Raw genomic sequence first — 26596 nt, 5'->3', positions numbered from 1 at the left:
TTCTTAGTGTTTTTCAATGCGCCGCGATCCCGTCCAGGGAAGTTGTGGCGACATTGAGCTCAAACCAATACGGCAGCAAAACCGATAGCCCACGCAGTCACTGGTCAGAACCCGACGGTAGGGGCCGTGGGTCTGGCAGTAAATGCGCTGAGTCCTAAAGACTCGTAGGAAAAGGCAACACGTCCTGAACCGTCCCGGTAAGGCGGGGCGGAAAAGGTTGTAGGCAAATTCCTGACTTCTCGGCAAAAAAAACAGCGGCGACGCTGAAAACGTCGCCGCTGCTTCTTTTATTTGCTGACGCTGACGCCGTAGAAGGAGTTCAAGCCGAATGGGCTGATCTTGAAGTCCTGCACGTTGGCGCGCATGGGTTGATACACCGTCGAGTGAGCGATAGGTGTCATAGGGACTGCATCTTTGAGGACGTGTTGCGCCTCTTTGTAGAGTTCGGTGCGCTTGGCCTGGTCAGTGGTGCGCTTGGCTTCTTTCACGAGGCCGTCGAATTTCTTGTCGCACCATTTGGAGAAGTTGTTGCCACTCAGGGAGTCGCAACCAAACAACACGTTGAGCCAGTTGTCCGGATCACCATTGTCACCGCTCCAGCCAATCAGCATGCCCTGGTTCTCGCCACCTTTGGAGCGCTTGATGTACTCGCCCCACTCGTAGCTCTGAATCTTCACGTTCAGACCGATTTTCTTCCAGTCGGACTGGAGCATTTCGGCCATCAGCTTGGCGTTCGGGTTGTATGGACGCTGAACCGGCATCGCCCACAGGACGATCTCGGTACCTTCCTTGACGCCGGCTTCCTTGAGCAGCTGCTTGGCTTTCTCAGGATCGTACTTGGCGTCCTTGATGGTGGTGTCGTAGGACCACTGGGTCGGCGGCATGGCGTTGACGGCCAGTTGGCCTGCACCCTGATAAACCGAGTCGATGATCTGTGGCTTGTTGACGGACATGTCCAGGGCCTGGCGAACGCGCAGGTCGGCCAGCGGGTTCGGCTCGTTGCTGCCCTTGACCTTGTCCATCACGTTGTAGGCGATGTAGCCCAGGTTGAAGCCAGCCTGGTCAGGCATCTTCAGCGCAGGATCGGCTTTCAGTGCCGCGAGGTCGGCCGGACGAGGGAACAGGGTGACCTGGCACTCGTTCTTTTTCAGCTTCTGGATACGTACCGACGGGTCGGTGGTGATGGCGAAGATCAGGTTGTCGATCTTCACGTCTTCAGGCTTCCAGTAGTCCTTGTTCCCGGTGTAGCGGATGTTGGAGTCTTTCTGGTAGCTCTTGAACACGAACGGGCCAGTGCCGATCGGCTTCTGGTTGATGTCGGCAGCCTTGCCTTCCTTCAGCAGCTGGGCTGCGTACTCGGCTGACTGAACCGATGCGAAGCTCATGGCCATGTTCTGGATGAACGCGGCGTCGACTTCTTTCAGGGTGAACTTGACGGTGTGGTCGTCGACTTTATCGATCTTGGTGATGTTGGTGTCCATCCCCATGTCGGTGAAGTACGGGAATTCGGTCGGGTACGCCTTACGGAACGGGTCATCCTTGTTAATCATGCGATTAAAGGTGAACAGCACGTCGTCGGCGTTGAACTCACGAGTCGGCTTGAAATACGGGGTGGTGTGGAACTTGACGCCTTCACGCAGGTGGAAGGTGTAAGTCAGGCCGTCATCCGAGATGTCCCACTTGGTCGCCAGACCAGGAATCACGGCGGTACCGCCACGCTCGAACTGGGTCAGACGGTTGAACATGGTTTCGGCTGAGGCGTCGAAGTCGGTTCCGGTGGTGTATTGGCCTGGATCGAAACCGGCCGGGCTGCCTTCGGAGCAGAACACCAGGTTAGTCGCAGCGGTGGCGAAAGGTGCGGAGGCTAACAAGCCTGCGCCGACTAAAAACGGAATGACCGCGTGTTTAAGCATGTTGGCCTCATGATTTGTTGTCATTTTTTAGTTGTGAGGTACGACCTCGTGAGTCGTGCCTGCGGATACTTATGCAGGGCCCATACCCAATGCAAGATCCAGAGCGCTCGGCGGCGTCAAAGCGTGGCACGAACGTACCTTAATGTCGCATCCGTATAACTTCTGACGCATTTGACCGTTTGCGGCCGGTTTTTACGGTGCAAACGAAGCCCCAAAACGGTGCATTGGTCACGTTGTGCGCGCCGGATTGGGGCCGGGTGTTACTTATTTATACCCACGCCATAGAAGGGGGTTAGACCGAACGGGCTGATCTTGAAGTCAGTGACTTCCTTGCGCAGCGGCTGGAATACCGTGGAGTTGGCGATCGGCGTGATCGGCACCTGCTGTTTAAGGATCAGTTGCGCCTGTTGATACAGTTTTACCCGTTGCGATTTATCGGTGGACACCTTGGCCTGCTGCACCAGCTTGTCGTAGGCCGGATCGCACCATTTGGCGTAGTTGCTGCCCTTTACCGCCGCGCAGCTGTATAGCACGCCCAGCCAGTTGTCGGGGTCGCCGTTGTCACCGGTCCAGCCGTAGATCATCGCGTCGTGCTCGCCGTTCTTGGCGCGCTTGATGTACTCGCCCCATTCATAGCTGACGATGTTGGCCTTGATGCCGATCTTCTCCCAATCCTGCTGGATCATCTGTGCCGACATTCGCGCATTCGGGTTCGAAGCGCGCTGCACGGTCATGGCCCAGAGGTTGATGGTTGTACCGGGTGCAACCCCGGCTTCCTTGAGTAGCGCCCTGGCTTTAACAGGGTCGTGCGGCGCGTCTTTAATGTTCGGATCGAATGACCATTGCGCTGGCGGCAAGGCGTTTTGCGCCAGCTGCCCGGCACTCTGGTAAACCGCCTTGATGATCGCCGGTTTGTCGATGGCCATGTCGAGTGCCTGGCGCACTTTGAGCTGATCCAGCGGAGGATGGGTGGTGTTGTAGGCGAGGAAGCCGAGGTTGAATCCGGCCTGCTTCAAAACCCGCAGATTCGGGTCTTTTTCCATCACTTCGATGTCGGCCGGGCGCGGGTAGCCGCTGACCTGGCATTCGCCGGTCTTGAGCTTTTGCAGGCGTACGGCGGCGTCCGGGGTGATCGAGAACACCAGGTTGTCGAGCTTCACGTCTTCGGGTTTCCAGTAGTCCCTGTTCGCCGAGTAGCGGATCTGCGCGTCCTTCTGGTAGCGCTTGAAAACGAACGGGCCGGTGCCGACCGGTTTTTGGTTGAGGTCGGCGGCGTGGCCTTCCTTCAACAGTTGGGCGGCGTATTCGGCCGATTGCACCGAGGCGAAGCTCATGGCGAGGTTTTGCACGAAGGCGGCGTCGACGTTGTTCAGGTTGAAGCGCACGGTGTTTTCGTCGAGCTTTTCCACGGATTTGATTGTGGTGTTCAGGCCCATGTCGGTGAAGTAGGGGGATTCGGCGGGGTAGGCCTTGCGGAAGGCGTTTTCCGGGTCGAGCAGGCGCTGGAAGGTGAAGAGGACGTCGTCGGCGTTGAAGGTTCGGGTCGGGGTGAAGTAGTCGGTGGTGTGGAATTTTACGTTTTGGCGCAGGTGGAAGGTGTATTGGAGACCGTCGGGGCTTACGTCCCAATTGGTCGCCAGGCCGGGTTCGATTTCGGTGCCGCCGCGTTTGAATTGGGTGAGGCGGTTGAAGACGGTTTCGGCGGAGGCGTCGAAGTCGGTGCCGCTGGTGTACTGGCTGGGGTCGAAGCCTGCGGGGCTGGCTTCGGAGCAGTAGACCAGGGTTGTTGCTGCGTTTGCGAAGGGTGCGGTAGTTGCCAGGGCGAGGGTGATCAGGAGTGGTTTCAGGGTGAGTCTTTGCATGTCTGGCCCGTGGGTTTTTAGGTGGTTGTTGTTTGAGGTTAGCGGGGATTTGGGGGGGATCTGAAATATCGTTTTTTGAGGGGATGCGTCTATCTCGGTATATCTGGCTGATTGTGTACATATCCGTTGCTGCGGTAACGGCTTCTTAGGGTTCCGCCCTTACGGCGGGTCACTTTTTACAAACGCCTAAAAAGTAACCAAAAACGCTTGCTCCTACGTTCGGCCCGCTCGCTAAGGCTCGGGGTTCCTTCGCTCCGGGATTCATCCGGGGGGCATCGCCTACGGTTTGCTTCGCTGCACCTCCTCTCGATGTGTTTGGCTTCGCCAAACGGTCGCTGCGCTCCCACCCCCGGATAAATCCCTCCACTCAGCCTTCCGACGTCGCCAGTGGATCAAGATCAAAAGCTGCAGCCGAGCTAACGCTCATCCTGTTGAGTGGTGGTGGGGTAACAGCTAGAGCGGTTTGTGTGCTTTTCAGATTTTGAATTCATCTTCGATATCTCACGTCGGCGTATTTCATTTAAACGACGCGGTCAGTCCCCTCTCCCTCCGGGAGAGGGCTAGGGTGAGGGCCGCTTTTGATCGTTCCCACGCTCCGCGTGGGAATGCAGCCCGGGACGCTCCGCGTTCCATTTTCGAATGTTTAAAGATGTGTTGGATTCAACCGAACCTTCCCACAAGGTTTTCAGGTTGTCCGTCGGAAGCACGCTCTCTAGTCTTTGGTTGTCGCTGCCAATTCAGCGACCGGGAGTGAGATCCCGGCTATTCATTTGGATACTTGTGCGAGCCCCTTCATAATCGCCGCCAGCTTAGACTGTCAGCGATTCTTTATGGCGGCTGTGTGCGGGTGGACGAATGTCCTGCCGGGTGTCCATACCGGTGATCTCACCCCGTACATAGCTGCCACCTCTTCTTCGAGTGAGATCGGGAAGAGTGGCTCCATAACTTGGAGAAATTGCTACATGGATAAGCTGATACCCGACCCACCCCTCGAATCACCCACGCCCCTCGACGAAGCCATGCGCGCCGAAGACCTCGCCCGCAACCGCGAAGCCATCAAACGCGCCCTCGACTATTACCTGTGCCCCAATCCTTCCAAACCGCGGCCGAGCACGATGTACATGGTCACTCCCAACGTCGACACCGAAAGCCTGCTGGCCAACGCCTGCGAGTCCCTGGCGTCAGCCAGTACCATCGCGAGCAATTTCGCCAACGAACTCACCGGCCCGCAGCGAAGTACTGCGCTGGGTATCCAGCAGATCATCATGCTGGCCGAGCTCGCAGTGAACCGAGCGCTGGATCGGGTTGATCCGCAAACCTGAGACCGTGTCATCGTTCATCGCCAGCAGGCTGGCTCCCACAGGAGTCCGCATTCCAAATGTGGGAGCTAGCCTGCTAGCGATGACGGCGGAGCTGGTAACCCAAATCCCAGGCATAAAAAAACCGGCGATCATTACTGATCGCCGGTTTTTCATTCAGTCGTCATTCAATCACTGCATCAACACTTCAATCGAGCCATCAGCCGTCAGGCTGACCTGGCTGGTGCCGGCTTCGACTTCAGGCGTGACCGGTGCTGCGTCCATGCCGGCGGCTTTCATCATCATCGGGGCGCGCATGTACGGTTGTGGGAAGCCGTTGCTGTTGAGGTTCAGGCTGACGATTTTGTAACCCTTGCCGCCCAGGGCGTCGGTGGCCAGTTGGGCGCGGGCCTTGAAGGCGGTGACGGCTTCTTTCAGCAGTTTGTCTTCGCTGGCCTTGCGGGTCGGGTCGGCGATGGCGAAGTCCATGCCGCCCATTTTCAGGTCGGTCAGCAACTCGCCAGTGAGTTTGGACAGGGCGGCGAAGTCGGCGCTTTCCAGGCGCAGTTCGGCGCGTTCGCGCCAGCCGGTGATTTTCTGGCCCTTGGTGTCGTAGATCGGGTAGCTGTTGCGGCTGCCCTGGCGCAGGGTGATGTCTTTGACTTGCTTGGCCTGGGCCAGGGCCTTGTTCATGGTGGTGCTGACGTCGGCGGCGAGTTTGGCAGGGTCAGTGTTTTGTTCTTCGGTGTAGAGGGTCACGATCATCAGGTCGCGGGCCACTTCCTGGCTGACTTCGGCGCGCAGGGAAATCTGGTTGTAGTGCAGCTCGTCGGCGGCCAGGGCCGGAAGGCTGGCGACGCTGCCGACGGTCAGGGCGAGAAGGGCGGCGCTGCGGCGAAATGTGTGCATGAAAGCTCCTTGATGAGGGCGCAGGTGATGGTTCGGGGGCCTGCGTGAAACCATCAGACTCTAGCTTTTATGATCCGGTTCGCCCAGTTACAACTTCTATACAGATGGGCCTTGTAGCCGCCGCGAAGCTTTTTGCCATGTGGTCGTTTGCCGCACTTTCGCCTCTCAGGCGCGCGGCTTGGTTATACTCCGTGCGATCCGCCTGGAGCGCTCATCAGGAGAGCTCATGCTCGCCCCCGTACAACTGACTTCCGCCACTCGCCAGAACCTCTGGCGGCTGACTTTCATCCGCACCCTGGTGCTCGCCGCGCAGGCCGGTTCCGTGGGCCTGGCCTACTGGCTGGAGCTGTTGCCGTTGCCGTGGGTGCAACTGGTGATGACCCTCGGCTGTTCGATTCTGCTGTGTGTGTTCACTGCTGTGCGCCTGCGTACTTCGTGGCCGGTTACCGAGCTTGAATACGCGCTGCAACTGGCCTGCGATCTGGTTATCCACAGTGCCTTGCTGTATTTCTCCGGTGGTTCGACCAACCCGTTCGTTTCGTACTATCTGGTGCCGCTGACTATCGCTGCGGTGACGCTGCCATGGCGTTATTCGGTGGTGCTGTCGGGCATTGCGCTGGCCTTGTACACCCTGATGCTGACGCATTTCTATCCGCTGGAAACCCTGCCGGTCGCCCGGGAGAACCTGCAGATCTACGGCATGTGGCTGAGCTTCGCTCTTGCAGCAGCAGTGATTACCTTCTTCGCCGCGCGCATGGCTGAAGAGCTGCGCCGGCAGGAAGAGTTGCGCGCGATCCGTCGTGAAGAGGGCCTGCGCGATCAGCAATTGCTGGCCGTCGCGACTCAGGCCGCGGGCGCCGCTCATGAACTGGGTACGCCGCTGGCGACCATGAGCGTGTTGCTCAATGAAATGCAGCAGGATCACCACGATCCGATGCTTCAGGAAGACCTGAAGGTGCTGAAGGACCAGGTGAAGCTCTGCAAGGAGACCCTGCAACAACTGGTGCGCGCCGCTGAAGCCAATCGCCGGATGGCGGTGGAGATGCAGGACGTCACAGAGTGGCTCGACGAAGCGCTCAATCGCTGGCACCTGATGCGTCCCGAGGCCAGTTATCGCTTCCAGCGTCTGGGCCAGGGCCCGTTGCCGCGTGTGGCGCCGCCGCCGGATCTGACCCAGGCCTTGTTGAATCTGTTGAACAACGCCGCCGACGCCTGCCCGGAAAACCTTCAGGTGACGCTGGACTGGACCGCCGAAGACCTGACCATCAGCATCCGCGATCATGGCGCCGGTGTGCCGCTGGCCATCGCCGAGCAGATCGGCAAACCGTTTTTTACCACCAAGGGCAAAGGTTTCGGCCTGGGCCTGTTTTTGAGCAAGGCCAGCGTGACACGCGCCGGCGGCTCAGTGAAACTCTATAGTCATGAGGAAGGCGGCACGCTCACCGAGCTGCGCCTGCCCCACGGCGCCCGAGGAGAGCAACATGAGTGACGAAATCCAAGTCGAAGGCGAAGAACTGCCGCATTTGCTGCTGGTCGATGACGACGCGACCTTCACCCGGGTGATGGCCCGCGCCATGGCTCGCCGTGGTTTCCGCGTCAGCACCGCCGGTTCCGCCGAGGAAGGCCTGACCATCGCCCAGGCCGATCTGCCGGACTACGCCGCGCTGGACCTGAAAATGGACGGCGACTCCGGTCTGGTCCTGCTGCCGAAACTGCTGGAGCTGGACCCGGAAATGCGCGTGGTGATCCTCACCGGTTACTCGAGCATTGCCACCGCGGTCGAAGCGATCAAGCGCGGCGCCTGCAACTATCTGTGCAAACCGGCCGACGCCGACGATGTGCTGGCAGCGCTGCTGTCCGAGCACGCCGACCTCGACAGCCTGGTGCCGGAAAACCCGATGTCGGTGGATCGCCTGCAATGGGAGCACATCCAGCGTGTGCTGACCGAGCACGAAGGCAACATCTCCGCCACTGCCCGCGCCCTGGGCATGCACCGCCGCACCCTGCAGCGCAAACTGCAGAAGCGCCCGGTTCGTCGCTGAACCTGCGCTGAACGACCATCGCCAGCCCTCGCGATAAAGCGCACCGATCATCTATGATCGGTGCGTGTCTGTTCTTTTCTTTATCGAGCCTTTTCCATGAATCAGAACGCTGAATATTCCGCGGTCAACGATACTGTGCGCGGGCAGTTTTTTCGCAAGGTGTGGGCCATGACCACGCCTTACTGGCGCAGCGAAGAGAAGGGCAAGGCCTGGACGTTGCTGATCGCCGTGATCGCGCTGACGTTGTTCAGCGTGGCGATCTCGGTGTGGATCAACAGTTGGTACAAGGATTTCTATAACGCCCTGCAAAAGAAGGACGAGGCGGCGTTCTGGCAGTTGATCCTGTATTTCTGCGGCATTGCGGCGGTGGCGATCCTCGGCGCGGTGTATCGCCTGTACCTGACGCAGATGCTGACCATCCGTTGGCGGGCATGGCTCACCGAGAACCATTTCAAGCGCTGGCTCGGGCACAAAAATTACTACCAGCTGGAGCAGGGCGGCTACACCGACAACCCTGACCAGCGGATTTCCGAAGACCTCAATACCTTCACCAGCAACACCTTGAGTCTCGCGTTGGGCTTGATCCGCACGGTGGTCAGCCTGGTGTCGTTCTCGATCATTCTGTGGGGCGTGTCCGGCAGCATCGAAGTGTTCGGCATCGAGATTCCCGGCTACATGTTCTGGTGTGCGCTGCTGTATGCGGCGGTCGGCAGTTGGCTGACGCACCTGATCGGTCGACGCCTGATCGGCCTGAACAACCAACAACAACGCTTCGAAGCCGACCTGCGTTTCTCCATGGTGCGGGTACGTGAGAACGCCGAGAGCATTGCGCTGTACAACGGCGAACCGAACGAAAATCGTCGCCTGAGCAACCGCTTCGGTCTGGTCTGGCACAACTTCTGGGACATCATGCGGGTGTCCAAGCGCCTGACGTTCTTCACCTCGGGTTACGGCCAGATCGCAATCATCTTCCCGTTCATCGTCGCGGCCCCGCGTTATCTGACCGGCAAGATCGAACTGGGTGAGCTGATGCAGATCAACTCGGCATTCGGCAACGTGCAAGAGAACTTCAGCTGGTTCATCAACGCCTATTCGGATCTCGCCGCGTGGCGCGCCACGTGTGATCGTCTGCTGAGCTTCCGTCAGGCCATGACCGACAACGAAGAACGTGCGCCGGCCATCGACGTGCAGAATCAGGGCGATGAGTTGAAGGTTCATAACCTGGGCCTCGATCTGGCAGATGGTCGTCACCTGCTGACCAGTGCCGACATGACCGTGGAGCAGGGCGATCGGGTGATGCTCAGTGGTCGTTCCGGCAGCGGTAAATCCACGCTGCTGCGGGCGATGGGCCATTTGTGGCCGGCCGGGCACGGCAGCATTCGCTTGCCGGCTTCGCGTTATCTGTTCCTGCCACAGAAACCGTATTTGCCGATCGGCACCCTGCGCGACGCCTTGAGTTATCCACAACCGGGCGACACCTACGCGCCTGAGCGTTATGCACAAGTGCTGGAAACCTGCCGTCTGCCGCATCTGGTGGCTCGACTGGATGAGGCCAATCACTGGCAGCGCATGCTCTCGCCGGGAGAACAGCAACGTCTGGCCTTCGCCCGCGCGCTGCTCTATGCACCGCAATGGCTGTACATGGACGAAGCGACGTCGGCGATGGATGAAGAAGACGAAGCCACGCTGTATCAGGCACTGATCGACCAGTTGCCGGGCCTGAGCATCGTCAGCGTCGGCCATCGCAGCAGCCTCAAGCGCTTCCATCCACGGCATGTGCGGATCGATGGCGGGCATCTGGTCGAGCAGACCGTCACGGCCTGATCACACACCCTTTGTGGGAGCGAGCTTGCTCGCGAAGACGTCATCTCAGACGACAAATCTGTTGCCTGAAAAACCGCTTCGCGAGCAAGCTCGCTCCCACAGGGATGGTGTGACAAGTGATCGTACAACCCGCTTGCGCTATGATGCCCCTCAAGCCGATTTTTCGAGACAAACGCAGACCATGGAAAACCCGATCGACACCCCGCGCCTCCCTCGCAAGCGCCGCAGCCTGGCTCAGGAACTGGTGACGGTGCTGACCGAGCAGATCCGCGACGGTCTGCTCAAGCGTGGCGACAAGTTGCCCACCGAGTCGGCGATCATGGAAGCCCATGGCGTCAGCCGCACCGTGGTGCGCGAGGCGATTTCCCGGCTGCAGGCCGCAGGCCAGGTGGAAACCCGCCACGGCATCGGCACTTTCGTGCTCGATACGCCGAGCCCGAGCGGTTTCCGGATCGACCCGGCCACCGTGGTCACCCTGCGTGATGTGCTGGCGATTCTCGAATTCCGTATCAGCCTCGAGGTCGAATCCGCCGGTCTCGCCGCACAACGTCGCAGCGCCGAGCAACTGGCCGCCATGCGCGCTGCCCTCGATGCGCTGAACGAAAGCGTGGCCCACGCCAGTGATGCGGTGGCGTCGGACTTCCAGTTCCACCTGCAAATCGCGCTGTCCACCGGCAACCGCTACTTCACCGACATCATGACCCACCTGGGCACCAGCATCATTCCGCGCACGCGGCTGAACTCGGCGCGCCTGGCCCATGACGATCAGCAGCACTACATGAATCGCCTGAGCCGCGAGCACGAGGAAATCTACGAGGCCATCGCCCGCCAGGATTCCGATGCCGCCCGCGCGGCCATGCGCCTGCACCTGACCAACAGCCGCGAACGGCTGCGTCAGGCGCACGAAGAGGCGCAGGCGCAGGGCTGATACGAACCTGAAACGGGAGTTCAGCCAAAATGCCTGCCAGTCCTTTAACAGAACTTATGACACTAACTGGATAACCAGAGGTGGGGAAGTTTCTGAGTTGCCGGAATTGCGGCTGACGTTGTATTCCACAGAGGCGTCAGGCCCTGCGGCCAATCCCTTTACAAACTCACTTTTTGGGATAGCGAACGAGGTTGCTGAGTTTGGTGATGCAAGTTTCTCTTCAGTCCAGATGCCAGCCTTGGTTTTTAGAGTCAGTTTGATGCGATCTGTAGGGGTAGCGCCGAGGTAGGGGTCAACTGATGCCTGTCCCGGATCTTTCATCTGGCTCACATAGAGCTTCAGCTTCCCGTTTTCATCTACAAGTCCTTCGAGCATTGGTGGATACAAAGCCATGATCAAAATCCTTTTAACAATGAATCGAGCCATTGAGTTGTACCAACGGAGCCGGTTCGTTAACTCCTTCGCCATTTAGGCTGAGGCAGCAATGAGCGAGCTACTGTTAGAAATAACAGTTTCGACGAACGGTATTTAACGCTTCGACCTTCAGCACAAAAGCGCGCCTGACCGGTACACGATCAGACGCAAAGAAGACTCAGGCTTCGACAAACAGTTTCAAAGGTTCGGAAGACGGCTCCAGGCTCGACTCGTCGGCGAACTTGTAGCGCAGTTCGACGGTACTGTTCAGGTACTTTTCCAGCTCGAATCTGGGGATACTCAGTTCAATTCCCGTCATGCCGACCATGTCATCCAGTGCGTCATCCCAGACGCCGGTCGGTTCCGACAAACCCTGCCATTCAGGCTCTTCCGGGTCATCGCCGAGGATCGGGTACACATCCCAGTTCGGCGGTGTGTTCTGGCCATCGGGTACCTGAACGATCAGGTCGTCATCCAGATTCGATAACCGCAGGATGATCGAGTCGCTGGCGTGGTCGGGGAATTGCGGAAGGTGTGCAGCGGCAAACGTCATGCTTCGTTCTCCTTGAAAGATCTGCCGCGATCCTTCGCGGCAGTCGTCGCACTTTACCCGGCGAATCGGTGAGGTGCGCCGGGGCAATCTTGTCCGGGCATTTCAGCTCTTGGGCAGAATCGAACGATCGACCCTGACTGCGAGTTTGCCCGGACCGGGTTTGACGTCGAATGTCGCCTGGCCCTGAGCATCAACCGATGCCCGGGCGATGGCCACGCCGTCGCGCAGCAATTGCAGCGGCGCACCTTTCATCGATTGGCCCGAGGCCAGTTCCAGTTTCAATTTGATGGTCATTGAATCGCTCCTTAATTCGTGTTGCCGGTTGGGTGATAGTCCTTGAGCAGCAGGTAAGTGCTCCAGCCCCACCAGTCGTCGACGGTGGCGGTGTCGTTGAGGTTGTTCACGTCCTTGCGCCGCAGGACTTTGTTGCCCTGAAGGCGGAACAGTGGCGAGAAGTTGTTGGCCAGATTCATCACGAAAGTCAGGTCCGGCAGCCGTTGCAGTGCGTTGAAGGTGGCCGGCACGTTGCCGCTGGAATAGGCGGCATACACCTCGTCTGCTGAATCCTGCACCGCGAGATTCACCTGATTTCGGTTGTCGGCATCCGTGGCGTCGAAGTAGCGCTTGTCGCCGAACGCACGCCATTGCTCGCCATGTCCGTTGCGCACCTTGAGGCCGAACCTGCTGTCTTCGTCATGCATGAAGCGAGTGATGAGCGAGCCCAGGTCGCTTGGTGTCACGGCGGCTGCCATGGCCTTGCGCGGCACTCGCAAATGCCCGGAAGAGAACAGGTCGGTGAGGTAGTGGTCGGCGAACGCGTTCATCGCGTAGGCCCGTTCCAGTTGCAGTTCGTCCTGACTGGCGTGGGCGGCAGCGGCGGTTTGCAGGGCGGCGGTGTGCCCGTCGATGTAGGCCTGCCGGGCCCATTCGCCGAAGTGGTCGGCGTTGTTCGCTGCCAGTTTCAGGTAGCGACCGAGCGGGAACAGCGCCGAAACAAAACTGCCGCCGCCAGTGATCTTGTTCCACTCTTCCGACAACGTATCTCCCAAAGCGTCATAAGCCTCATGGGGTTGTTTGCCGTCCTTGATCGCCTGTTTAACCGCGTCGATCTCCTTTTGCATGATTGCGAGGATTTGCGTCGCCTCAACTTTTGAAGTGGGCAGCGCGGCGAGGGTGTCGAAGGCCGCGATGAAGCGCTGAAGGCGATCAGCCGGGGTCGCACCTTCGTTGATCGGCCGGTCGACAACTCCATAGAAATCACCACCCAGCGCCAGCACTTGGCCGTACGTCAGCGCCAACCCGTTCGGCAGATGCAGGGGCACATTTTGCGCGATCACCGGCTCGGCATTTTCAATAAAGCGCAGCCGGGTGTTATCGCCGATAGCCGTGTGTTCTGCGCCCTCGAAGCGCAACTGCGGTTTGCCTTTCAAGGCTTGAGCGGGCGGGGTGGTCACGGGTTCGACATCGCTGTGCGAGTCGGCGATGTGCAGCAACAGATGTGGATTTTCGGCACTGAAGGTGATGCCGCCGGGAGTAAAAAGATCATCGAATCGGGCGATGACCGGTGAGGGTTTTTCAAGGCATTTTGTTTGTAGACCGGACATTTCTTTCTCCTTGATATGTCGTCGGTGGATTCTTATTTAACTGTATGCATATACAGTTAAATCGAGCCTAGTCGAGAAATCTCCTACGTCAAAAAGAAATCTTGTCCGACAAAAAATGCCCCCCAGCGATGAAATGCAGTTGACGGTTATCTTTTAAGTTGTACGATGACCTACAACTTCGGCGAAGGCTGAACGGTCCACTCACAAAAAAACGTTGCTACCAGGGTGTTCGAATAATGAATCCACAAGAACTGAAGTCCATCCTCTCCGCCGGCCTGCTGTCGTTCCCGGTGACCGATTTCAATGCCCAGGGCGATTTCAACCGCGCTGGCTACATCAAACGCCTGGAATGGCTGGCCCCGTACGGTGCTTCAGCCCTGTTCGCCGCCGGTGGCACCGGTGAATTCTTCTCCCTGGCTGCCAGCGAATATTCGGAAATCATCAAGACTGCTGTCGACACCTGCGCCAGCAGCGTACCGATCCTCGCCGGTGTCGGTGGTTCGACCCGCCAGGCCATCGAATACGCTCAGGAAGCCGAGCGTCTGGGCGCCAAAGGCCTGTTGCTGCTGCCGCACTACCTGACCGAAGCCAGCCAGGACGGCGTTGCCGCCCACGTTGAAGCCGTGTGCAAATCGGTCAACATCGGTGTGGTTGTGTACAACCGCAACGTCTGCCGCCTGACCGCGCCGCTGCTGGAACGTCTGGCCGAGCGCTGCCCGAACCTGATCGGTTACAAGGACGGTCTGGGCGATATCGAGCTGATGGTGTCGATCCGTCGTCGCCTCGGTGATCGCTTCAGCTACCTCGGTGGTCTGCCGACCGCCGAAGTCTATGCCGCGGCCTACAAGGCACTGGGCGTGCCGGTCTACTCGTCGGCGGTGTTCAACTTCATCCCGAAAACCGCGATGGACTTCTACCACGCGATTGCCCGCGAAGATCACGCCACCGTCGGCAAGATCATCGACGACTTCTTCCTGCCGTACCTGGACATCCGCAACCGCAAGGCCGGTTACGCCGTGAGCATCGTCAAGGCAGGCGCCAAGATCGCCGGCTATGACGCAGGCCCGGTGCGGGCGCCGCTGACCGACCTGACCCGCGAAGAGTACGAAATGCTCGCCGCGCTGATCGACAAGCAAGGTGCGCAGTAACACAACTCTATAAACAAGGCCGCTGAGCAATCAGCGGCCTTTTGCGTCAGGAGAATGATTCGTGACCAAGCGCTATGACAACTACATCAACGGTGAATGGGTCGCCGGCAACGATTACTCGGTCAACATCAACCCGTCCGAGCTGAGCGACACCATCGGCGATTACGCCAAGGCTGACCTGGCTCAGGTCAACGCCGCCATCGACGCCGCGCGCGCTGCGTTCCCGGCGTGGTCGACCTCGGGCATTCAGGCCCGTCATGACTCGCTGGACAAAGTCGGTACTGAAATCCTCGCCCGCCGCGAAGAACTCGGCACCCTGCTGGCCCGGGAAGAGGGCAAGACCCTGCCGGAAGCCATCGGCGAAGTGACCCGCGCCGGCAATATCTTCAAGTTCTTCGCTGGCGAGTGCCTGCGTCTGTCCGGCGACTACGTGCCGTCGGTGCGCCCAGGCGTCAACGTTGAAGTCACCCGCGAAGCCCTCGGCGTGGTCGGTCTGATCACCCCGTGGAATTTCCCGATTGCGATTCCGTCGTGGAAAATCGCCCCGGCCCTGGCCTACGGCAACTGCGTGGTGTTGAAGCCGGCGGATCTGGTGCCGGGTTGCGCTTGGGCGCTGGCCGAAATCATCTCCCGCGCAGGCTTCCCGGCCGGCGTGTTCAACCTGGTGATGGGTAGCGGTCGCGTGGTCGGTGAAGCGCTGGTCAACAGCCCGAAAGTCGATGGCATCAGCTTCACCGGCTCCGTCGGTGTGGGCCGTCAGATCGCCGTCAACTGCGTGTCACGCCAGGCCAAGGTTCAGCTGGAAATGGGCGGCAAGAACCCGCAGATCATTCTCGACGACGCCGACCTCAAGCAGGCGGTGGAGCTGTCGGTGCAGAGCGCGTTCTACTCCACCGGCCAGCGTTGCACCGCATCGAGCCGCTTGATCGTTACCGCCGGGATTCACGACAAGTTCGTCGAAGCCATGGCCGAGCGCATGAAGTCGATCAAGGTCGGCCACGCGCTGAAGGCCGGCACCGACATCGGTCCGGTGGTCTCCCAGGCGCAGCTTGAGCAGGACCTGAAGTACATCGACATCGGCCAGTCCGAAGGTGCGCGCGTAGTCAGCGGCGGCGGTCTGGTGACCTGCGACACCGAAGGTTACTTCCTCGCGCCGACCCTGTTTGCCGACAGCGAAGCCTCGATGCGCATCAGCCGCGAAGAGATCTTCGGCCCAGTGGCCAACATCGTCCGCGTGGCCGATTACGAGGCTGCACTGGCCATGGCCAACGACACCGAATTTGGTCTGTCGGCGGGCATCGCCACCACGTCGCTGAAGTACGCCAACCACTTCAAGCGTCATTCCCAGGCCGGGATGGTGATGGTCAACCTGCCGACCGCCGGTGTCGATTACCACGTTCCGTTCGGTGGCCGTAAGGGTTCATCCTATGGCTCACGTGAGCAAGGCCGCTATGCGCAAGAGTTCTACACGGTCGTGAAGACCAGCTACATCGGTTCGTAAATCGCTGCACCCGCGCCGGGCCTTCGCCTGAGGCCCTGCGCGGCACAAGACCAAAGAATGTTTTACCCGCATAAAAATAATCAGTGGGAGTACATCTACATGCAATCGTCCAAGCCGACTCACGTCCGCTATTTGATCCTGCTCATGCTGTTCCTGGTGACCACGATCAACTACGCCGACCGCGCCACCATCGCGATCGCCGGTTCCAGTTTGCAAAAAGACCTCGGCATCGACGCGGTCACCCTCGGCTACATCTTCTCTGCATTCGGTTGGGCCTACGTGGCCGGGCAAATTCCCGGTGGCTGGTTGCTCGATCGCTTCGGCTCGAAAAAAGTCTATGCCCTGAGCATCTTTACCTGGTCGCTGTTCACCGTGCTGCAAGGCTTCGTCGGTGAGTTCGGCATGTCCACGGCCATCGTCGCGCTGTTCATGCTGCGCTTCCTGGTCGGTCTGGCCGAGGCGCCATCGTTCCCCGGCAACGCCCGCATTGTTGCGGCCTGGTTCCCGACCGCTGAACGCGGCACCGCTTCGGCGATCTTCAACTCGGCGCAATACTTTGCGACCGTGTTGTTCGCGCCATTGATGGGCTGGATCGTCTACACCTTTGGCTGGGAACACGTGTTCATCGTCATGGGCCTGCTCGGCATCGTGTTCTCGCTGGTCTGGCTGAAGGTTATCCACAGCCCGCGTCAACACCCGATGGCCAACGAAGCGGAAGTGAAGTTCATCGCCGACAACGGCGGCATGGTCGACATGGACCAGAAGCAAGGCAAAAAGGCTGACGGCCCGAAATGGGATTACATCCGTCAATTGCTGACCAATCGCATGATGCTCGGCGTGTACCTGGGCCCGTACTGCATCAACGGCATCACCTATTTCTTCCTGACCTGGTTCCCGGTGTACCTGGTGCAGGAGCGCGGCATGACCATCCTCAAGGCCGGTTTCATCGCCTCGTTGCCGGCGATCTGCGGGTTTATCGGCGGCGTCCTCGGCGGGGTGATTTCCGATTACCTGCTGCGCAAGGGCCATTCGCTGACCTTCGCTCGTAAGGCACCGATCATTGCCGGTCTGCTGGTTTCGAGCAGCATCGTGGCCTGCAACTATGTCGACGTTGAATGGATGGTGGTCGGCTTCATGGCCCTGGCATTCTTCGGCAAAGGCGTGGGCGCGCTGGGCTGGGCGGTGGTGTCCGACACCTCGCCGAAACAGATCGCCGGTCTGAGTGGCGGCCTGTTCAATACCTTCGGCAACATCGCCTCGATCACTACGCCGATCGTCATCGGCTACATCATCAGCTCCACCGGTTCGTTCAAGTGGGCACTGGTGTTCGTCGGCGCCAACGCGCTGGTGGCGGTGTTCAGCTATCTGGTGATCGTCGGCCCGATCAAGCGTGTGGTACTTAAAGAGCCGCCAACCAACGGTGGTTCCGAAGCCACCGGTAAATTGTCTCAAGCGCATTCCTGAGGAGCGGCGTCATGCAGTTGATTGAACATTCCGACTCGCCGCGCTACATCCGCCTGCACGAGCGGGACAACGTAGTGGTAGTGGTCAACGACCAGGGCGTGCCGGCCGGTACCGCATTTGCCGATGGCCTGGTGACGGTGGATTTTGTACCGCAGAGTCACAAGGTCAGCCTCGTGGACATCCCCGAGGGCGGCACGGTGATTCGCTACGGCCAGATCATTGGCTACGCGTTGCAGCCGATTCCCCGTGGCAGTTGGGTCAAGGAAGATCAACTGCGCATGCCGACCGCGCCACCGCTGGACAGCCTGCCGCTGTCCACCGATGTGCCGGCCGCCCAGGCGCCGCTGGAAGGCTTCACGTTCGAGGGTTATCGCAATGCCGACGGCACCGTCGGCACGCGCAACATCCTCGGGATCACCACCACCGTGCAATGCGTCACCGGGGTGTTGGATCACGCGGTAAAACGCATCAAAGATGAACTGTTGCCCAAGTATCCGCACGTCGATGACGTGGTGGCGCTGACTCACAGTTACGGTTGCGGCGTGGCCATCACGGCCACCGACGCCTACATCCCGATCCGCACCGTGCGCAATCTGGCGCGCAACCCGAACCTCGGCGGCGAGGCGTTGGTGATCAGCCTGGGCTGCGAGAAATTGCAGGCCGGGCAGGTGATGCACGAGGACGACGCTTCTGTAGATCTGAGCGAGCCGTGGCTGTATCGCTTGCAGGATTCCAGTCACGGTTTCACCGAGATGATCGAGCAGATCATGGAACTGGCCGAAGTCCGCCTGAAGAAACTCGACCAGCGCCGCCGGGAAACCGTGCCGGCGTCCGAGCTGATCCTCGGCATGCAGTGCGGCGGCAGCGATGCGTTTTCCGGGATCACCGCCAACCCGGCGCTGGGTTATGCCTCGGACTTGCTGCTGCGGGCGGGGGCGACGGTGATGTTTTCCGAAGTCACCGAAGTGCGCGACGCGATCTACCTGCTGACCTCACGGGCCCAGACCAAAACCGTCGCCGAGGAACTGGTGCGCGAGATGGACTGGTACGACCGTTACCTGGCCAAGGGTGAAGCGGATCGCAGCGCCAACACCACGCCGGGCAACAAGAAGGGCGGGTTGTCGAACATCGTCGAGAAGTCGTTGGGCTCGATCGTGAAGTCAGGCAGCAGCGCGATCAGCGGTGTGCTTGGTCCGGGGGAGCGGTTCAAACAGAAGGGTTTGATTTTCTGTGCGACGCCGGCGAGTGATTTTGTCTGCGGTACGTTGCAACTGGCGGCGGGGATGAACCTGCATGTGTTCACTACCGGGCGTGGCACGCCTTATGGTCTGGCCATGGCGCCGGTGGTGAAGGTTTCGACTCGTACCGAACTGGCGCAGCGTTGGCCGGATCTGATCGATATCGATGCCGGGCGGATTGCTACCGGGCGCGCGTCCATCGAGGAGTTGGGGTGGGAGTTGTTCCACTACTACCTGGATGTGGCGAGCGGCAAGCAGCAGACGTGGGCGGAGAAGCACAAGCTGCACAACGACATTACGTTGTTCAATCCGGCGCCTATCACCTGAGCATGTTGATCGTTCCCACGCATAGCGTGGGAACGAACGGGGTGAAAGTGGCTTATCATTAGCCCCCTAACGACGCTCACCTCCAAGGCTCCCCGGCATGCTGGCAATTTTCCTCGAAACCCTGAACATCACCGCGCCGGTGTTTGCCATGCTGTTTCTCGGTGTGCTGCTCAAGCGCATCGACTGGATCAACGACAACTTCATCCACACGGCCTCGTCGCTGGTGTTCAACGTCACCATGCCGGCGCTGCTGTTTCTCGGCATTCTGCATGCCGACCTGCACGCCGCGCTGCAACCGGCGCTGCTGATCTATTTCGCACTGGCCACGCTGGTCAGTTTTGCCGTCGCCTGGGGCTGGGCGATTTTCCGTTGCCCGCGTGAAGATCGCGGCATCTACACGCAAGGTGCGTTTCGCGGCAACAACGGGGTGATCGGCCTGGCGCTGGCGGCGAGCATGTATGGCGACTACGGGATTTCCCTCGGGGCGATTCTCGCGGCGCTGGTGATCCTCTTTTACAACACCCTGTCGACCATCGTGCTGGCGGTGTACAGCCCGGTGATCAAGTCGGACCCGTGGAGCATCTGCAAAAGCGTGGTCAGCAATCCATTGATCATCAGCGTGATCGCGGCAGCGCCGTTCGCTTATTTCAAGATCGGTCTGCCGGGCTGGCTGGAAACCTCCGGTCAGTACCTGGCGCAGACCACGTTGCCGCTGGCCCTGATTTGCATTGGCGGCACGCTGTCGCTGGCGGCACTGCGCAAGAGCGGCAACATGGCGCTCAGTTCGAGTCTGGTGAAGATGGTCGGCCTGCCGGTGATCGCCACGCTGGGCGCATGGCTGTGGGGCTTTCGCGGGGCGGAGCTGGGGATTCTGTTTCTGTACTTCGGCAGCCCGACCGCCGCCGCCAGTTTTGTCATGGCCCGTGCGGCCCAGGGCAATCATGAACTGGCAGCGGCGATCATCGTGCTGACCACGTTGATGGCGGCGATCACCACCAACATCGGGATCTTCTTCTTGCAGTGGGGCGGGTGGATCTAAGGCCGGCGGTTACTCGGGCTTCTGGTAACTGTCGATCACTTCCTGCGCCGCGCGGAACGCATCGATCGCCGCCGGCACGCCGGCATACACCGCGCAATGCAGCAGCGCTTCGCGGATCTCATCGATCGTGCAGCCATTGTTCAACGCACCGCGCACGTGGCCCTTCAATTCCTGCGGGCACTTCAGTGCTGTCAATGCGGCGAGGGTGATCAGGCTGCGGGTCTTCAGCGGCAAACCTTCGCGATTCCACACGCCGCCCCAGGCGTGTTCGTTGACGAAATCCTGCAACGGTTGGGTGAACTCGGTGGCGTTGCCCAGCGCGCGGTCGACAAACGCGTCGCCCATTACCTGACGGCGGACTTCAACCCCGGATTTCTTCGATTCGGTCATGGCACATCCTTCTTGTGGTGTTGGCGGCGCCAGGCGCGCACGGACGTAAAAAACAGAAACGTCAGCAGCGCCGGCAGTACATAAAACAGCATCAATCGCTCGAGTTTGCCGGCCAGTGGCATGCCGGTGGTGAACGACACCACGTGCAGCCCGTACGCCAGATACAAACCCAACAGCAGCAAACCTTCGGCCCGTGTCACGCGATAACCGGAATAGAACACCGGCAGGCACAGCGCAGCGACGCCGAGCATCACCGGCAGGTCGAAATCCAGCGCGTTCGGCGAGACCGACAACGGTGTCGGCGCGATCAGCGCGGTGAGGCCCAGCACCCCGAGCAGGTTGAACAGGTTGGCGCCTATCACGTTGCCCACGGCGATGTCGCGCTGGCCGCGCAGCGCAGCGATCAGCGAGGTGGCGAGTTCCGGCAGCGAGGTGCCGACCGCGACCACGGTCAGGCCGATCACCCGTTCGGAGAACCCCAGATCGGTGGCCACGACTACGGCCGCCCCCAGCAATAGGTGTCCGGCGAACACCAGCATGCCCAGACCGCCGACAATCATCAGCAGGCTGGTGAACCACGGCGCCTGCGGATCGTGGGGCTGATCGGAATGCGGGCGGGTCGAGTGCCGCGACTGGCGCAGCAACAACCCGAGGTAAAGCGCCAGGGCACCGAGCAGCAGAATACCGTCGAGGCGACCGAGTTCTTCATTCCACGCCAGCACGAACACCAGCAGGCTGGCGCCGATCATCAACGGGATGTCCAGGCGAACCAGTTGCCGCGACACCCGCAGCGGGATGATCAGCGCCGACAGGCCGAGGGTGACGAGAATGTTGAAAATGCTGCTGCCGATCACGCTGCTGACGGCGATGTCCGGCGTGTGTGCCTGCACGGCTTGCAGGCTGACGGCCATTTGCGGGGCGCTGCTGCCGAGTGCGACGATGGTCAGGCCGATGATCAGCGGTCGTACATGCAGGCGCGCGGCCAGGCGCACCGCGGCGCGCACCATCAGCTCGGCGCCGGCGATCAGCAGGAACAGCCCGCTGAGCAATTCGATCACGCTGATCAGGGGTAAGTCGGTCAGTCCGAAAATGGTGGACGCTCCATCAGTCGTCGAGGGCCTGGACCCGAACCCGGGCGGTTCCACTGCGCAGCATACCGAGCTGTTCGGCCGCCGCACGTGAAACATCGATCAGACGGCCACGGGTGTGCGGGCCGCGGTCGTTGATGCGGACCACGACGGATTCATCGTTTTTCAGGTTGGTGACCTTCACCCGCGTGCCGAACGGCAACTGGCGGTGGGCGGCGGTCAGGGAATTCTGGTTGAACGCTTCGCCGCTGGCGGTGCGTTTACCGTGGTGCTTGGCACCGTAATAGGAGGCGACGCCGGTCTGGTCGTAACCGTGCGGGTCGATGACATCGGTGCTGGCGCAACCGGCCAGCAAAGAGAGCAGGGCGCAGCTGATGAGTAGACGCTTCATTCAAAGGTTTCCCGAAACCATTGTGGGAGCGAGCCCGCTCGCGATGGCGGTTTTGCAGTCACCTTTGCGGTGTCTGAAATTGCGCTATCGCGAGCAGGCTCGCTCCCACAGGGATCAGAGCCAGGTTTGAAATCTGGCTCCATTGTGGTCAGCCTTCGAGCTTGCTTTTCAGCAGTTCGTTCACTTGCTGCGGGTTGGCCTTGCCTTTGGAGGCTTTCATGGCCTGACCGACGAAGAAGCCGAACATCTTGCCGCGCTTGGCTTCGTCTGCCGCACGGTATTGCTCGACCTGCTCGGCGTTGGCCGCGAGCATTTCGTCCAGTACCGCCGAGATTGCGCCGGTGTCGGTAACCTGCTTCAGGCCGCGCTTTTCGATGATCTCGTCTGCGCTGCCTTCGCCGTTGGCCATCGCTTCGAACACCACCTTGGCAATCTTGCCGGAGATGGTGTTGTCCTTGATACGCTGCAGCATGCCGCCCAGTTGCTCGGCCGAAACCGGCGAATCCTCGATGTCCAGGTTCTGCTTGTTGAGCAGGCTGCCCAACTCGACCATCACCCAGTTCGCCGCCAGTTTGGCGTCGCCGCCGATGGCTGCGACTTTCTCGAAGTAGTCCGCCTGCTCACGGCTGGTGGCCAGCACGTTGGCGTCATAGGCCGACAGACCGAAAGCACTCTGGAAGCGCTCGCGTTTCTGCGGTGGCAGTTCCGGCAGGGTGGCGCGCACGTCACTGAGGAACGAATCCTCGATGACCACCGGCAGCAGGTCCGGATCGGGGAAGTAACGGTAGTCGTTGGCTTCCTCCTTGCTGCGCATCGGACGGGTTTCGTCCTTGTTCGGATCGTACAGACGGGTCTGCTGGATCACTTTGCCGCCGTCTTCGATCAGGTCGATCTGACGCTGGATCTCGGAGTTGATCGCCTTCTCGATGAAGCGGAATGAGTTGACGTTCTTGATCTCGCAGCGGGTGCCGAATTCAACCTGGCCTTTCGGACGTATCGACACGTTGCAGTCGCAACGCAGCGAGCCTTCGGCCATGTTGCCGTCGCAGATGCCCAGGTAACGTACCAGCGCGTGGATCGCCTTGACGTAGGCCACGGCTTCCTTGGCGCTGCGCATGTCAGGCTCGGAAACGATTTCCAGCAGCGGCGTGCCGGCACGGTTCAGGTCGATGCCGGTGGCACCGCTGAACTCTTCGTGCAGGCTCTTGCCGGCGTCTTCTTCCAGGTGCGCGCGGGTGATGCCGACGCGTTTGACCGTGCCGTCTTCCAGGGCGATGTCCAGGTGGCCCTTGCCGACGATCGGCAATTCCATCTGGCTGATCTGGTAGCCCTTCGGCAGGTCCGGGTAGAAATAGTTTTTACGCGCGAACACGTTGTGCTGACCGATCTCGGCGTCAATCGCCAGACCGAACATCACCGCCATGCGCACCGCTTCCTGGTTCAGCACCGGCAACACGCCGGGCATGCCCAAGTCGATCAGGCTGGCCTGGGTGTTCGGCTCGGAGCCGAACGTGGTGGAACTACCGGAAAAGATTTTCGACCGGGTGGTGAGCTGGGTGTGAATCTCCAGCCCGATCACGACTTCCCATTGCATGTGTGTCTCCTCAGAAGCCGGTTGGGGTGCGGGTGTGCCAGTCAGTGTGTAACTGATACTGGTGCGCAACGTTGAGCAAACGGCCTTCCTGGAAATACGGAGCGAGCAGTTGCACGCCGACCGGCAGACCGTCGACGAAACCGGCCGGCATCGACAGGCCCGGCAGGCCCGCGAGGTTGGCGGTGATGGTGTAGACGTCTTCCAAGTAGGCAGCGACCGGGTCGCTGTTCTTGGCGCCGAGTTTCCAGGCCGGGTTTGGCGTGGTCGGGCCGAGGATGATGTCGACTTCATTAAATGCGGTCATGAAGTCGTTCTTCACCAAGCGACGAATCTTCTGCGCTTTCAGGTAGTAGGCGTCGTAGTAACCGGCGGACAGTGCGTAGGCACCGACCATGATCCGGCGCTGCACTTCGGCACCAAAGCCTTCGCCACGGGAGCGCTTGTACAGGTCTTCCAGGTTCTTCGGATCTTCGCAGCGGTGGCCGAAGCGCACGCCGTCGAAACGCGACAGGTTGGAGGAGGCTTCTGCCGGGGCGATCACGTAGTACGCAGGAATCGCGTGCTGCATGTTCGGCAGGCTGATTTCCTTGATCACGGCACCGAGCTTCTGCAGTTCTTTGATGCTGTTCTGGATCAGGTCGGCGATGCGCGGGTCAAGACCGGCGCCGAAGTATTCCTTCGGCACGCCGATGCGCAGGCCTTGCAGCGAGCCATTCAGACCGGCGGCGTAGTCCGGCACCGGTTCATCGATGCTGGTGGAGTCGTTCGGGTCGAAGCCGGCCATACCTTGCAACAAAATCGCGCAGTCTTCGGCGGTGCGAGCCAGAGGGCCGCCCTGATCGAGGCTGGAGGCGTAAGCGATCATGCCCCAGCGCGACACGCGACCGTAGGTCGGTTTCAGGCCGGTGAGGTTGGTGAATGCAGCCGGTTGGCGGATCGAGCCGCCAGTGTCGGTGGCCGTTGCGGCAGGCAACAGACGAGCGGCAACTGCCGCCGCCGAACCACCGGACGAACCGCCCGGTACGTGTTCCAGGTTCCACGGGTTTTTCACCGCGCCGTACCAGCTCGACTCGTTGGCCGAACCCATGGCGAATTCGTCCATGTTGGTCTTGCCCAGGGTCACGGTGCCGGCGGCGGCCAGCTTCGATACCACGGTGGCGTCGTACGGAGCCTTGAAGTTGTCGAGCATCTTCGAGCCGCAGCTGGTGCGGATGCCCTGGGTGCAGAACAGGTCTTTGTGGGCGATCGGCGCACCGAGCAGCGCGCCGCTCTCACCGTTGGCCCGGCGCACGTCGGCGGCTTTCGCCTGCTCAAGGGCCAGCTCTTCGGTGAGGCTGATGAAACTGTTGAGCTGCGGATCGAGCTGGGTAATGCGCGCCAGCAGGACTTTGGTCAGCTCTTCGGAAGAAAACTTTTTATCGGCGAGACCGCGGGCGATCTCGGCCAGAGTCAATTGATGCATTGCAGGCTCTTTCCCTTTAGTCGATGACTTTCGGAACCAGGTACAGGCCGTTTTCGACCGCTGGTGCGATGGACTGATAAGCCTCGCGGTTATTGCTTTCGGTCACGACGTCGGCGCGCAGGCGCTGACTGGCTTCCAGCGGGTGGGCCAGCGGCTCGATACCGTCGGTATTGACCGCCTGCATTTCGTCGACCAGCCCGAGAATGCTGTTGAGGGCCGAAGTGATGTGTGGAAGATCGGCGTCATTCAGGCCAAGGCTGGCCAGATGAGCGATTTTTTCCACGTCGGAGCGTTCTAGCGCCATCGGGTTTCTCCAGTGGAAAACAGGACGGACGGCGTCCGTGTGTTAGATTGTCGGAACACTACCGCACTTCTACGGTCATAAGGCCGCGATTGTGGGGCTTGGTGCACAGAAAAGCGGCCAATTTAACATATTGGCGCCTTGCCCAAAATCCCTGTCGTTGTTAGAGTTTGCCGCACTTTTTTACCCACGCGTTGCCTAGGGTCCCTTTCCCATGTTCAAGAAACTGCGTGGCATGTTTTCCAGCGATCTTTCCATTGACCTGGGCACTGCCAACACCCTTATTTACGTGCGCGAGCGCGGTATCGTCCTGAATGAGCCATCGGTTGTGGCCATTCGGACACACGGTAACCAGAAAAGTGTCGTCGCTGTCGGCACCGAAGCGAAGCGCATGCTTGGCCGTACGCCGGGCAACATTGCTGCCATTCGTCCGATGAAGGACGGCGTGATCGCCGACTTCAGCGTCTGCGAAAAGATGCTGCAATACTTTATTAACAAGGTTCACGAAAACAGCTTTCTGCAGCCCAGCCCTCGTGTGCTGATCTGCGTTCCATGCAAATCCACCCAGGTTGAGCGTCGTGCCATCCGTGAATCGGCCCTTGGTGCCGGTGCCCGTGAAGTGTTCCTGATCGAAGAGCCGATGGCCGCTGCGATCGGTGCCGGCCTGCCGGTTGAAGAAGCACGCGGCTCGATGGTCGTGGATATCGGTGGTGGTACCACCGAAATCGCGCTGATCTCCCTGAACGGTGTGGTCTATGCCGAATCCGTACGCGTTGGCGGCGACCGCTTCGACGAAGCGATCATCACCTACGTGCGCCGCAACTACGGCAGCCTGATCGGCGAATCCACCGCCGAGCGCATCAAACAGGAAATCGGTACGGCCTACCCGGGCGGCGAAGTTCGCGAAGTCGACGTTCGCGGTCGCAACCTGGCCGAAGGCGTTCCGCGCGCATTCACCCTGAACTCCAACGAAGTGCTGGAAGCTCTGCAAGAGTCCCTGGCAACCATCGTTCAGGCCGTGAAAAGCGCCCTGGAGCAATCGCCGCCGGAACTGGCTTCCGACATCGCCGAGCGTGGCCTGGTGCTGACCGGTGGTGGCGCGCTGCTGCGTGACCTCGACAAGCTGCTGGCCCAGGAAACCGGTCTGCCGGTGATCGTTGCCGAAGATCCGCTGACCTGCGTCGCTCGCGGCGGTGGCCGTGCATTGGAAATGATGGACAAGCACACCATGGACCTGCTCTCCAGCGAATAATCGCCGGGTGCAATACGTGGGTGAGCGCACAGGCAGCACTTTGCAGTGCTGCCT

At 60.2% G+C, this 26596-nt stretch carries 24 protein-coding genes; 11 read left to right on the top strand and 13 right to left on the bottom strand.

Annotated elements, in window-relative coordinates; genetic code table 11:
• Positions 1–287: 287 nt before the first annotated feature.
• Entirely contained in the window at positions 288–1913 is a 1626-nt protein-coding gene (locus PMI24_RS10630) for an ABC transporter substrate-binding protein (RefSeq protein WP_007953661.1), read from the bottom strand.
• Between the two features lie 260 nt (positions 1914–2173).
• The gene (locus PMI24_RS10625; protein ID WP_007953657.1) at positions 2174–3775 is read right to left on the bottom strand and encodes an ABC transporter substrate-binding protein; all 1602 of its coding nucleotides are present in this window, start codon (positions 3773–3775) and stop codon (positions 2174–2176) included.
• 962 nt (positions 3776–4737) lie between these two features.
• Between PMI24_RS10625 and PMI24_RS10620 the strand changes: the two genes are divergently transcribed.
• Positions 4738–5097: a DUF6124 family protein gene (locus tag PMI24_RS10620; RefSeq protein ID WP_007953655.1), complete on the top strand. Its 360-nt coding sequence runs from the start codon at positions 4738–4740 to the stop codon at positions 5095–5097.
• A 168-nt stretch (positions 5098–5265) separates the two neighbouring features.
• Here PMI24_RS10620 and PMI24_RS10615 read toward each other — a convergent pair whose 3' ends face one another.
• Entirely contained in the window at positions 5266–5982 is a 717-nt protein-coding gene (locus PMI24_RS10615) for an SIMPL domain-containing protein (RefSeq protein ID WP_007953653.1), read from the bottom strand.
• A 226-nt stretch (positions 5983–6208) separates the two neighbouring features.
• Here PMI24_RS10615 and PMI24_RS10610 point away from each other — a divergent pair, with 226 nt between their 5' ends.
• From PMI24_RS10610 to PMI24_RS10595, 4 genes are all read left to right on the top strand, one after another.
• Complete coding sequence (locus PMI24_RS10610) at positions 6209–7471, top strand: ATP-binding protein (protein WP_007953651.1); 1263 nt, start codon at positions 6209–6211, stop codon at positions 7469–7471.
• Positions 7464–8024 (top strand): response regulator transcription factor, encoded by a 561-nt coding sequence (locus PMI24_RS10605; protein WP_003221630.1) that lies wholly within the window; start codon positions 7464–7466, stop codon positions 8022–8024. Before PMI24_RS10610 ends, PMI24_RS10605 begins: the two co-directional genes overlap by 8 nt.
• 96 nt (positions 8025–8120) lie before the next feature.
• Entirely contained in the window at positions 8121–9848 is a 1728-nt protein-coding gene (locus tag PMI24_RS10600; protein ID WP_007953641.1) for an ABC transporter ATP-binding protein/permease, read from the top strand.
• Between the two features lie 181 nt (positions 9849–10029).
• Positions 10030–10776, top strand: coding sequence for a FadR/GntR family transcriptional regulator (locus PMI24_RS10595; RefSeq protein WP_007953639.1), 747 nt, complete (start codon positions 10030–10032; stop codon positions 10774–10776).
• Between the two features lie 54 nt (positions 10777–10830).
• Here the strand turns inward: PMI24_RS10595 and PMI24_RS10590 are convergent, their stop codons facing one another.
• The 4 genes from PMI24_RS10590 to PMI24_RS10575 all read right to left on the bottom strand — a co-directional run bounded on the left by PMI24_RS10590 (position 10831) and on the right by PMI24_RS10575 (position 13347).
• Positions 10831–11169, bottom strand: coding sequence for a hypothetical protein (locus PMI24_RS10590; protein ID WP_007953637.1), 339 nt, complete (start codon positions 11167–11169; stop codon positions 10831–10833).
• Between the two features lie 199 nt (positions 11170–11368).
• Entirely contained in the window at positions 11369–11743 is a 375-nt protein-coding gene (locus tag PMI24_RS10585; protein WP_007953630.1) for a hypothetical protein, read from the bottom strand.
• 102 nt (positions 11744–11845) lie between these two features.
• On the bottom strand, positions 11846–12037 hold the full coding sequence (locus PMI24_RS10580; protein WP_007953628.1) for a hypothetical protein: 192 nt from the start codon (positions 12035–12037) through the stop codon (positions 11846–11848).
• Between the two features lie 11 nt (positions 12038–12048).
• Positions 12049–13347: a hypothetical protein gene (locus PMI24_RS10575; RefSeq protein ID WP_007953626.1), complete on the bottom strand. Its 1299-nt coding sequence runs from the start codon at positions 13345–13347 to the stop codon at positions 12049–12051.
• 236 nt (positions 13348–13583) lie between these two features.
• On the opposite strand from PMI24_RS10575, the gene kdgD reads away from it, so the two are divergent.
• From kdgD to PMI24_RS10550, 5 genes are all read left to right on the top strand, one after another.
• Positions 13584–14495 carry a 5-dehydro-4-deoxyglucarate dehydratase gene (gene kdgD, locus PMI24_RS10570; protein ID WP_007953624.1) on the top strand — a complete coding sequence of 304 codons (912 nt, stop codon included), beginning with the start codon at positions 13584–13586 and terminating at the stop codon, positions 14493–14495.
• Between the two features lie 61 nt (positions 14496–14556).
• Positions 14557–15996, top strand: coding sequence for an aldehyde dehydrogenase family protein (locus tag PMI24_RS10565; RefSeq protein ID WP_007953623.1), 1440 nt, complete (start codon positions 14557–14559; stop codon positions 15994–15996).
• Between the two features lie 99 nt (positions 15997–16095).
• On the top strand, positions 16096–17460 hold the full coding sequence (locus tag PMI24_RS10560; RefSeq protein WP_007953622.1) for an MFS transporter: 1365 nt from the start codon (positions 16096–16098) through the stop codon (positions 17458–17460).
• A gap of 11 nt (positions 17461–17471) precedes the next feature.
• Complete coding sequence (garD, locus tag PMI24_RS10555) at positions 17472–19025, top strand: galactarate dehydratase (protein WP_007953621.1); 1554 nt, start codon at positions 17472–17474, stop codon at positions 19023–19025.
• Between the two features lie 97 nt (positions 19026–19122).
• Positions 19123–20064 carry an AEC family transporter gene (locus PMI24_RS10550; protein ID WP_007953620.1) on the top strand — a complete coding sequence of 314 codons (942 nt, stop codon included), beginning with the start codon at positions 19123–19125 and terminating at the stop codon, positions 20062–20064.
• A 9-nt stretch (positions 20065–20073) separates the two neighbouring features.
• On the opposite strand, the gene PMI24_RS10545 is transcribed toward PMI24_RS10550, so the two are convergent.
• From PMI24_RS10545 to gatC, 6 genes are all read right to left on the bottom strand, one after another.
• Positions 20074–20454: a carboxymuconolactone decarboxylase family protein gene (locus PMI24_RS10545; protein ID WP_007953619.1), complete on the bottom strand. Its 381-nt coding sequence runs from the start codon at positions 20452–20454 to the stop codon at positions 20074–20076.
• Positions 20451–21512, bottom strand: coding sequence for a calcium/sodium antiporter (locus tag PMI24_RS10540; RefSeq protein ID WP_007953618.1), 1062 nt, complete (start codon positions 21510–21512; stop codon positions 20451–20453). Before PMI24_RS10540 ends, PMI24_RS10545 begins: the two co-directional genes overlap by 4 nt.
• Positions 21513–21558: 46 nt before the next feature.
• Positions 21559–21933, bottom strand: coding sequence for a septal ring lytic transglycosylase RlpA family protein (locus PMI24_RS10535; protein ID WP_007953617.1), 375 nt, complete (start codon positions 21931–21933; stop codon positions 21559–21561).
• 148 nt (positions 21934–22081) lie between these two features.
• A complete protein-coding gene (gene gatB, locus PMI24_RS10530) occupies positions 22082–23527 on the bottom strand; it encodes an Asp-tRNA(Asn)/Glu-tRNA(Gln) amidotransferase subunit GatB (protein ID WP_007953616.1) in 1446 nt (481 codons plus the stop codon).
• Between the two features lie 10 nt (positions 23528–23537).
• The gene (gene gatA, locus PMI24_RS10525; RefSeq protein ID WP_007953614.1) at positions 23538–24989 is read right to left on the bottom strand and encodes an Asp-tRNA(Asn)/Glu-tRNA(Gln) amidotransferase subunit GatA; all 1452 of its coding nucleotides are present in this window, start codon (positions 24987–24989) and stop codon (positions 23538–23540) included.
• Positions 24990–25005: 16 nt separating this feature from the next.
• Positions 25006–25293, bottom strand: coding sequence for an Asp-tRNA(Asn)/Glu-tRNA(Gln) amidotransferase subunit GatC (gatC, locus tag PMI24_RS10520; protein WP_007953612.1), 288 nt, complete (start codon positions 25291–25293; stop codon positions 25006–25008).
• Positions 25294–25504: 211 nt separating this feature from the next.
• Here gatC and mreB point away from each other — a divergent pair, with 211 nt between their 5' ends.
• Positions 25505–26542, top strand: a complete 1038-nt coding sequence (gene mreB / locus PMI24_RS10515; RefSeq protein ID WP_002555108.1) for a rod shape-determining protein MreB — start codon at positions 25505–25507, stop codon at positions 26540–26542.
• Positions 26543–26596: the final 54 nt, after the last annotated feature.

This window comes from Pseudomonas sp. GM25, assembly GCF_000282255.1.
Taxonomy (GTDB): domain Bacteria; phylum Pseudomonadota; class Gammaproteobacteria; order Pseudomonadales; family Pseudomonadaceae; genus Aquipseudomonas; species Aquipseudomonas aphyarum.
The sequence above is the reverse complement of the archived record's forward strand: the minus strand, read 5'-3'. Positions and strand labels throughout refer to the sequence as shown.

Bases quoted from the DNA above. Each gene is read 5' to 3' on its own strand.
- PMI24_RS10630 (WP_007953661.1), bottom strand. From the start codon at position 1,913: ATGCTTAAACACGCGGTCATTCCGTTTTTAGTCGGCGCAGGCTTGTTA.
- PMI24_RS10625 (WP_007953657.1), bottom strand. From the start codon at position 3,775: ATGCAAAGACTCACCCTGAAACCACTCCTGATCACCCTCGCCCTGGCA.
- PMI24_RS10620 (WP_007953655.1), top strand. From the start codon at position 4,738: ATGGATAAGCTGATACCCGACCCACCCCTCGAATCACCCACGCCCCTC.
- PMI24_RS10615 (WP_007953653.1), bottom strand. From the start codon at position 5,982: ATGCACACATTTCGCCGCAGCGCCGCCCTTCTCGCCCTGACCGTCGGC.
- PMI24_RS10610 (WP_007953651.1), top strand. From the start codon at position 6,209: ATGCTCGCCCCCGTACAACTGACTTCCGCCACTCGCCAGAACCTCTGG.
- PMI24_RS10605 (WP_003221630.1), top strand. From the start codon at position 7,464: ATGAGTGACGAAATCCAAGTCGAAGGCGAAGAACTGCCGCATTTGCTG.
- PMI24_RS10600 (WP_007953641.1), top strand. From the start codon at position 8,121: ATGAATCAGAACGCTGAATATTCCGCGGTCAACGATACTGTGCGCGGG.
- PMI24_RS10595 (WP_007953639.1), top strand. From the start codon at position 10,030: ATGGAAAACCCGATCGACACCCCGCGCCTCCCTCGCAAGCGCCGCAGC.
- PMI24_RS10590 (WP_007953637.1), bottom strand. From the start codon at position 11,169: ATGGCTTTGTATCCACCAATGCTCGAAGGACTTGTAGATGAAAACGGG.
- PMI24_RS10585 (WP_007953630.1), bottom strand. From the start codon at position 11,743: ATGACGTTTGCCGCTGCACACCTTCCGCAATTCCCCGACCACGCCAGC.
- PMI24_RS10580 (WP_007953628.1), bottom strand. From the start codon at position 12,037: ATGACCATCAAATTGAAACTGGAACTGGCCTCGGGCCAATCGATGAAA.
- PMI24_RS10575 (WP_007953626.1), bottom strand. From the start codon at position 13,347: ATGTCCGGTCTACAAACAAAATGCCTTGAAAAACCCTCACCGGTCATC.
- kdgD (WP_007953624.1), top strand. From the start codon at position 13,584: ATGAATCCACAAGAACTGAAGTCCATCCTCTCCGCCGGCCTGCTGTCG.
- PMI24_RS10560 (WP_007953622.1), top strand. From the start codon at position 16,096: ATGCAATCGTCCAAGCCGACTCACGTCCGCTATTTGATCCTGCTCATG.
- garD (WP_007953621.1), top strand. From the start codon at position 17,472: ATGCAGTTGATTGAACATTCCGACTCGCCGCGCTACATCCGCCTGCAC.
- PMI24_RS10550 (WP_007953620.1), top strand. From the start codon at position 19,123: ATGCTGGCAATTTTCCTCGAAACCCTGAACATCACCGCGCCGGTGTTT.
- PMI24_RS10545 (WP_007953619.1), bottom strand. From the start codon at position 20,454: ATGACCGAATCGAAGAAATCCGGGGTTGAAGTCCGCCGTCAGGTAATG.
- PMI24_RS10535 (WP_007953617.1), bottom strand. From the start codon at position 21,933: ATGAAGCGTCTACTCATCAGCTGCGCCCTGCTCTCTTTGCTGGCCGGT.
- gatB (WP_007953616.1), bottom strand. From the start codon at position 23,527: ATGCAATGGGAAGTCGTGATCGGGCTGGAGATTCACACCCAGCTCACC.
- gatA (WP_007953614.1), bottom strand. From the start codon at position 24,989: ATGCATCAATTGACTCTGGCCGAGATCGCCCGCGGTCTCGCCGATAAA.
- gatC (WP_007953612.1), bottom strand. From the start codon at position 25,293: ATGGCGCTAGAACGCTCCGACGTGGAAAAAATCGCTCATCTGGCCAGC.
- mreB (WP_002555108.1), top strand. From the start codon at position 25,505: ATGTTCAAGAAACTGCGTGGCATGTTTTCCAGCGATCTTTCCATTGAC.